7 protein-coding genes are annotated in these 6,514 nt (G+C 66.7%); 3 read left to right on the top strand and 4 right to left on the bottom strand.

The window, feature by feature from the left end; genetic code table 11:
• Window positions 1–280: 280 nt before the first annotated feature.
• The 3 genes from R1H25_RS18595 to R1H25_RS18585 form a co-directional block, all read right to left on the bottom strand.
• A complete protein-coding gene (locus R1H25_RS18595; RefSeq protein ID WP_317224309.1) occupies window positions 281–1,846 on the bottom strand; it encodes a protein adenylyltransferase SelO family protein in 1,566 nt (521 codons plus the stop codon).
• Between the two features lie 32 nt (window positions 1,847–1,878).
• Window positions 1,879–2,568: a glutathione S-transferase family protein gene (locus R1H25_RS18590; protein WP_010484523.1), complete on the bottom strand. Its 690-nt coding sequence runs from the start codon at window positions 2,566–2,568 to the stop codon at window positions 1,879–1,881.
• Window positions 2,569–2,752: 184 nt separating this feature from the next.
• Window positions 2,753–2,962, bottom strand: coding sequence for a cold-shock protein (locus R1H25_RS18585; RefSeq protein ID WP_004153307.1), 210 nt, complete (start codon window positions 2,960–2,962; stop codon window positions 2,753–2,755).
• Window positions 2,963–3,263: 301 nt separating this feature from the next.
• Between R1H25_RS18585 and R1H25_RS18580 the strand changes: the two genes are divergently transcribed.
• Window positions 3,264–3,752: a YaiI/YqxD family protein gene (locus R1H25_RS18580; protein ID WP_010484520.1), complete on the top strand. Its 489-nt coding sequence runs from the start codon at window positions 3,264–3,266 to the stop codon at window positions 3,750–3,752.
• A 6-nt stretch (window positions 3,753–3,758) separates the two neighbouring features.
• On the opposite strand, the gene R1H25_RS18575 is transcribed toward R1H25_RS18580, so the two are convergent.
• The gene (locus R1H25_RS18575; protein WP_317224308.1) at window positions 3,759–4,637 is read right to left on the bottom strand and encodes a pseudouridine synthase; all 879 of its coding nucleotides are present in this window, start codon (window positions 4,635–4,637) and stop codon (window positions 3,759–3,761) included.
• A 124-nt stretch (window positions 4,638–4,761) separates the two neighbouring features.
• On the opposite strand from R1H25_RS18575, the gene R1H25_RS18570 reads away from it, so the two are divergent.
• Both R1H25_RS18570 and R1H25_RS18565 read left to right on the top strand, forming a co-directional pair.
• Window positions 4,762–5,310: a YaeQ family protein gene (locus tag R1H25_RS18570; RefSeq protein WP_049447615.1), complete on the top strand. Its 549-nt coding sequence runs from the start codon at window positions 4,762–4,764 to the stop codon at window positions 5,308–5,310.
• Window positions 5,307–6,491: an NAD(P)/FAD-dependent oxidoreductase gene (locus tag R1H25_RS18565; protein ID WP_313302588.1), complete on the top strand. Its 1,185-nt coding sequence runs from the start codon at window positions 5,307–5,309 to the stop codon at window positions 6,489–6,491. Before R1H25_RS18570 ends, R1H25_RS18565 begins: the two co-directional genes overlap by 4 nt.
• Window positions 6,492–6,514 lie beyond the last annotated feature (23 nt).

Raw genomic sequence — 6,514 nt, 5'->3', positions numbered from 1 at the left:
AAGAGCATCCACGCATGGCGTGGATCTACCGTGTCGACCAAGGTCGACACCTACCCACAGCAGCGGGAATCTGTCGGAGGTGGGGCGGTGTGGGGCTGCAGGACCGTTGGCGCCATGGATGGCGCCATCGAGTCCCCATGGACGGGTTTACGGCGTGTCCTGCAGCCCCACACCGCCCCGCCAGACCATCAACAATCCAGAGCCGCTTTGGCTTTGGCTATGGCCTTTGCTTGCGCGGTGGCCTCTGCAGGTGCAGGACGCAGCCCTGCCGAAACCACCCTCAGGAACTGCAGGACAGCATCGAGCAGCCGGCGCGGTTGTCGGCCCACGCCGGGCGCTTGCCGGCGAAGTGTTCCAGGTCGGCACGCTCGGTATATGGATCGCGCAGTACGTCCTGCAACGCATGAATACCGCCGTGGTCGCCCTGTTCGGCGCGGTCGATCGCCTCCTGTGCCAGCCAGTTGCGCAGCACGTACAGCGGGTTGGCCGCTGCCATCTTCGCCAGGCGTTCGCTGGCCGACAGCGGATCGCTGAGCAGGCGCGCCGCGTAGTCCTGCAGCCACTGCTGCAACGGTGCCTGCACCGCCTGCTGGCGCGCCTCGTCGTAGTACACCGCGTCCAGCACGCCCGCATCGGGCGCCACCGGATCGATCCGCATCAGCGCGCGCCAGGCCAGGGTCATGTCCATCCCGCCGTCCTGCATCAGCTGCTGCCAGCGCAGGTAGAGCTGCAGGTCGTCATCGTCGGCCGCGGCCAGGCCGAGCTTGGCTGCGGCGTCGCGGCGCGTGCAGGCCACGAAGGTGGACTGGTAAGCCGCCAGACCGGCCTGCAGCGGTGCGACATCGGCGAACAGCGGCGACAGTGCCTGCGCCAACCGGCTCAGGTTCCAGTACGCGACCTGCGGCTGGGTACCGAAGCGGTAGCGGCGACCCTGCGCGTCGGTGGTGTTCGGCGTCCAGTCCGGATCGAAATCCTCGACCCAGCCGTAGGGACCGTAGTCGAGCGTGAGGCCGAGCACGGACAGGTTGTCGGTATTCATCACGCCATGCACGAAGCCGACGCGCATCCAGTGCGCGATCATCTCGGCGGTGCGCACCGCGATCTGCGCGAACCAGTCGCCGTACAGCGCCTCGCCCTGCCCTTGCATTCCAGGGAAATCACGCGCGATGCAGGCATCGACCAGCTGCTGCAGCAGGGCGGTTTCCCCGCGCGACGCCGGCAGTTCGAAGGAACCAAAGCGCAGGAACGACGGCGACACCCGGCATACGATGGCGCCGGGCTCTGCACGCGGATGGCCGTCGTAGAACATGTCGCGCACCACGTCGTCGCCGGTACCCACCAGCGACAATGCGCGCGTGGTCGGCACGCCCAGGTGGTGCATGGCCTCGCTGCAGAGGAATTCACGGATGGATGAGCGCAGCACTGCGCGCCCATCGGCGCCGCGCGAATAAGGCGTGGGGCCGGCCCCCTTCAGCTGCAGCTCCCAATGCCGGCCATCCGGCGCGACCAGTTCACCCAGCGAGATCGCACGGCCATCGCCGAGCTGGCCGGCCCAATGGCCAAACTGATGGCCGCCGTAGTTGGCGGCCCATGGCTGCATGCCGGCGTACAGTGCATTGCCGCCAAACACCTGCGCGAAGCCTTCGCTCTCGACCTCAGCGGTATCGAAACCAAGCATCGCGGCGACGTCCGGTGCCCAGGCCAGCAGCGTGGGCGCCGTCACCGGGGTCGGCATCACCGGCGACCAGGCCGCGCCCAGCACTTCGCGCCGGCGCGGGCCGGATTCGGGGTCGCCCGGCAGGGTCTGCAGCAGGCGGTTGTCGAAACGGGGGCTGTCGGTATCCATGGTGCTGAAGATGGGGGCGACGGCCGCCCTCCTCAATTGCCGCTGAGCGCCTGCAGGTGGCCGCCGTGGGCCTCGGCACGCTGGTAGGCCGGGCGCTCGCCGATACGCTTGAGGAAGCCACGCAGTGCCGGCTTGTCGTCGAGGCCACCGCCGCGCGCGGCGGCAGCCTGGATCGGGAAGCTCATCTGGATGTCGGCGGCACTGAAGCGCTCGCCGGCGAACCATGGGCTTTCGGCAAGGCGGCGCTCCATCCAGTCCAGGTGCAGGCGCCGCTGTGGGCCGATGAAGCCACGTTCGGCCTTGTCGGCGATGCTGCGCGCGATCGGGCGCGCGAAGAACGGCATCGGCGCGTTGCGGATGCGGCCCATCACCAGGGTCAGCAGCAGCGGCGGCATCGCCGAGCCTTCGGCGTAGTGCAGCCAATAGCGGTAGGCGATGCGCTCGGCACCATCGGCCGGCATCGGCGACGGCGACAGCTGGCGCTGTGTGTCGTAGCGGTCCGCGAGGTAGTCGAGGATCGCGCCGGACTCGGCCAGTACCAGTTCGCCATCCTGCAGTACCGGCGACTTGCCCAGCGGATGCACGTTGCGCAGTTCCGGCGGCGCCAGCAGCGTCTTCGGATCACGCGGATAACGGCGCAGTTCGTAGTCCAGCCCCAGCTCCTCCAGCATCCACAGCACGCGCAGGGAACGGGAGTTTTCCAGGTGATGGACGATGCGCATGGGGATGATCCTTGGGGAGGAATTTCATCCTACCGCGCAGAGTGCATGCCGCTTGTAGAGTCGAGCTTGCTCGACTGCTGTCCAGAGACAGTCGAGCAAGCTCGACTCTACAAAGCAGCGGGCAATAAAAAACGCCGGAAGCTTTCGCTTCCGGCGTTCTGGCTACCAAACGGTAGCAGACGGATTAGACCGCCTGCACCTGGTCAGCCTGCATACCCTTCTGACCCTGGACGGCGATGAAGGTAACCTTCTGGCCTTCCTGCAGGGTCTTGAAGCCGGTGCCCTGGATGGCACGGAAGTGCACAAACAGGTCCGGGCCGCTTTCCGGGGTGATGAAGCCGAAGCCCTTGGCGTCGTTGAACCACTTGACGGTGCCGGTCTGACGATCAGACATTTGACTAACTCCTGAAACACATGTTGAAAAAATCGCAGCCACCGGGTATCGGGGCCGAGACTGAGTTGCAGGCGTTGGTAAAGCGGATCGATGAGCGGATCGTGAGATCAACTGCACCAGGCCACGATTCACGGTGACCCTAGCAAACACAGTGGGACGAACGATACGCGTGTTTTCTGCAAAAAGCGATAGCCCGGACGTTCATGGGCTGGCCCCGCCCGCTAGACGTGACAAGGGCTGGCAGCCGATCGAGGCTAACCCCGAGTCCCCATTCAGGATTTTCCTACCCTACACTGGGTAAATGACTGAAGCTGAAACCCAAGCTGAACCCGCTCTCCCCCGCATCTGGGTGGACGCGGACGCCTGCCCCACCGTCATTCGCGACATCCTGTTCCGTGCCGCTGAACGCGTTGGCATCGAGCTGACCCTGGTCGCCAACCAGTGGATCCGGACCCCGCCCTCACGCTGGCTGCGCTCGATCCAGGTGCCCCAGGGCCTGGACGTGGCCGACAGCGCCATCGTCGAACGGGTCGCCGCCGGAGACCTGGTCGTCACCCAGGACATCCCACTGGCCGCGCTGGTGCTGGAGAAGAAGGCCGTGGCGCTGAACCCGCGCGGCCAGCTGTACACCCCGAACAACATGGCCGAGCGGCTGTCGATGCGCAATTTCATGGAAGAGCTGCGCGGCGCCGGAGTGCAGACCGGGGGCCCTCCGCCGCTGGGCCCGCGCGACCGGCAGCTGTTCGCCGCCGAGCTGGATCGCTGGCTGGCCCGACGCCCGGTTCGCTGAACGGCCCTATCCGCTCTGGCCGGGCAGGCACAGGCGCCGCTGGCTGCTGAACCGCCGTGGCTCCCCACTCAATGGGTCATCGAAGGCCAGCCCCTGCGCCAGCAGCTGCAGGGGCGACTCGAACGTGTCATCCCGGCGCGGCCTCAGCTGCGGATACAGGTCATCGCCCTCGATGGGTGCGCCCAACATCGCCATATGCACGCGCAGCTGGTGCTTGCGGCCGGTTTCCGGCCGCAGCCGGTACCGCCAGACCGGCCCTTCGGCCTCGATCAGCTCGATCCGGCTGCGCGCATTGGGCTCGCCCGGCACTTCGGCCATGCGAAAGAACGGCTCGCCCTCCACCAGGCGGCTGTCGCGCTGCAGCGGAAACTCCAGCCCGGGCAGCGCCGGTGCCAGCGCCTCATAGGTCTTCTCGATGCGCCGCTCGCGGAACAGCCGCTGATAGGCATCACGCGTGGCTGCCTGGGTCGAGAACAGCACCAGGCCGGCGGTCAGCCGGTCCAAGCGGTGCAACGGCGCCAGTTCGGTGTTTCCGGTACGTGCGACCAGGCGCGCCAGCAGGGTTTCGCGTACATAGCCACCGGCCGGCGTCACCGGCAGGAAGTGCGGCTTTTCGGCCACCAGCAGGTGCGCATCCAGATGCAGGATGGTCTCGGCGAAGGGAATCACAGGCTCGTCGGCCACTTCGCGGAAGTACTGGATTTCCAGCCCAACCTGCCAAGGCATGTCCGGCGCCAGTGCCCTGCCCCGCGCATCCTGCACACGGCCTCGGGCGAAACGGTCCTGCCATTGCGCGCGGTCGATGCGCGGGAAACGCGCGCACAGGCCATCGAGCAGGCTGGGCCAGTGGCCGGGCGGCAGCTGCAGGCGGCTGGGCAAGGTCATGGCGTCCACTCCGGCCACGGGAAAGAGCGCAAGAGTGCCACCGTTGACGCTGCGCAGACAGACCGGCAACGGACACCCCTGGAGCAAACCTCTATCATTGTCGTCTTTAGTCCACGGACCCCCCATGGCTCTCACCGCCACCATCCGCAAGGCCGAACTGCAGATCAGCGACATGGATCGCGGCTACTACGTGACCCACAACCTGACCCTGGCCCAGCACCCGTCCGAGACCGACGATCGCCTGATGGTGCGCCTGCTCGCCTTCGCCCTCAATGCCAGCGATCGCCTCGAATTCGGCCGCGGCCTGAGCACCGATGACGAGCCGGATCTGTGGGAACACGACTACACCGGCGACATCCTGCAGTGGATCGACCTGGGCCATCCGGACGAATCGCGCATCCGCAAAGCCAGCAACCGCAGCCGCCAGGTGCAGGTGATCAACTACGGCGGCAACGCCTCGGACATCTGGTGGAGCAAGCAGAGCAAGGGCCTGGCGCGCTTCGACAACCTTTCGGTGGTCGACCTCGACGGTGCCTTCGTCGAACTGTGGGGCCAGCAGATCCAGCGCGCCATGCGTTGGAGCGTGTTGATCCAGGACGGTGAAGTGCAGCTGCTCAACGACCAGATCCAGCTCGACGTGATCCCGAACTGGCGCAAGCGCGCCAAGGCATGAGCACGATCCGTTGCGATGTAGTGGTCATCGGCGCCGGCGCGGCCGGGCTGATGACCGCGATCACGGCTGGCCAGCGAGGCCGCCAGGTGCAGGTGATCGACCATGCCAACAAGGTCGGCAAGAAGATCCTGATGTCCGGCGGTGGCCGTTGCAACTTCACCAACACCGGCACCACCCCGGCCAACTTCCTGTCGGCCAACCCGCACTTCTGCAAGTCGGCGCTGGCGCGCTACACGCCCTGGCACTTCATCGAGCTGGTGCACAAGCACGGCATCGCGTATCACGAAAAAGAGCTGGGCCAGCTGTTCTGTGATGTCTCGTCCAAGCAGATCGTGAAGATGCTGGTGGACGAATGCCAGGCGGCAGGCGTGCAGGTCCGTACCGACTGCAGCGTGCAGCGCATCGAGCACGGCAGCGATGGCTTCCGTGTGCACACCACCCATGGCCTGTTCCATTGCGCCTCGCTGGTGGTTGCCACCGGCGGCCTGTCCATTCCCAGCATGGGCGCCACCGGCTTTGGTTATGAAGTGGCCCGACAGTTCGGCCACCAGGTGCTGCCGACCCGCGCAGGGCTGGTGCCGCTGACGCTCAGTGGCAAGCACCAGGAACGGCTGGCCGATCTCAGCGGCGTCGCTCTCCCCATCGAGGCGCGCTGCAACGGCAAGAGCTTCCAGAACTTCATGCTGCTGACCCATCGCGGCGTGAGTGGCCCGGCGATCCTGCAGATCTCCTCGTTCTGGCAACCCGGCGACGCGCTGGAGCTGGACCTGCTGCCCGGCCAGGATGCCGGCGAGTGGCTGCGCCAGATGAAGCGCGAACGACCCGCCGCCGAGCTGCGCACGGTGCTGGGCGAGGTACTGCCGAAGCGGCTGGCACAGCGGCTGTGCGAACACTGGCTGCCCGACCGGCCCGTCCGGCAGCTGGACGAGCCGGTGCTGCGCCAGGCCGCACAGCTGCTGGGCGCGTTCCCGCTGGTGGCCAGCGGCACCGAAGGCTACCGTACCGCTGAGGTCACCCTGGGCGGCGTGGACACCGCCGAGGTCTCGTCTTCGACGATGGAATCCAAGCGCGTGCCGGGCCTGCATTTCGTTGGCGAGGTGCTGGATGTGACCGGCTGGCTGGGCGGCTACAACTTCCAGTGGGCCTGGGCCAGCGGCCACGCGGCCGGTGGCGTGGTGTGAACCACATCGCCGTTCGATGCGTG

The sequence above is a fragment of the Stenotrophomonas veracruzanensis genome, from assembly GCF_032911525.1.
Classification (GTDB): Bacteria; Pseudomonadota; Gammaproteobacteria; order Xanthomonadales; family Xanthomonadaceae; genus Stenotrophomonas; species Stenotrophomonas africana.
This window is presented reverse-complemented; position numbering and strand designations above follow the sequence as displayed.

Bases quoted from the DNA above. Each gene is read 5' to 3' on its own strand.
- R1H25_RS18570 (WP_049447615.1), top strand. From the start codon at position 4,762: ATGGCTCTCACCGCCACCATCCGCAAGGCCGAACTGCAGATCAGCGAC.
- R1H25_RS18595 (WP_317224309.1), bottom strand. From the start codon at position 1,846: ATGGATACCGACAGCCCCCGTTTCGACAACCGCCTGCTGCAGACCCTG.
- R1H25_RS18590 (WP_010484523.1), bottom strand. From the start codon at position 2,568: ATGCGCATCGTCCATCACCTGGAAAACTCCCGTTCCCTGCGCGTGCTG.
- R1H25_RS18585 (WP_004153307.1), bottom strand. From the start codon at position 2,962: ATGTCTGATCGTCAGACCGGCACCGTCAAGTGGTTCAACGACGCCAAG.
- R1H25_RS18565 (WP_313302588.1), top strand. From the start codon at position 5,307: ATGAGCACGATCCGTTGCGATGTAGTGGTCATCGGCGCCGGCGCGGCC.
- R1H25_RS18575 (WP_317224308.1), bottom strand. From the start codon at position 4,637: ATGACCTTGCCCAGCCGCCTGCAGCTGCCGCCCGGCCACTGGCCCAGC.
- R1H25_RS18580 (WP_010484520.1), top strand. From the start codon at position 3,264: ATGACTGAAGCTGAAACCCAAGCTGAACCCGCTCTCCCCCGCATCTGG.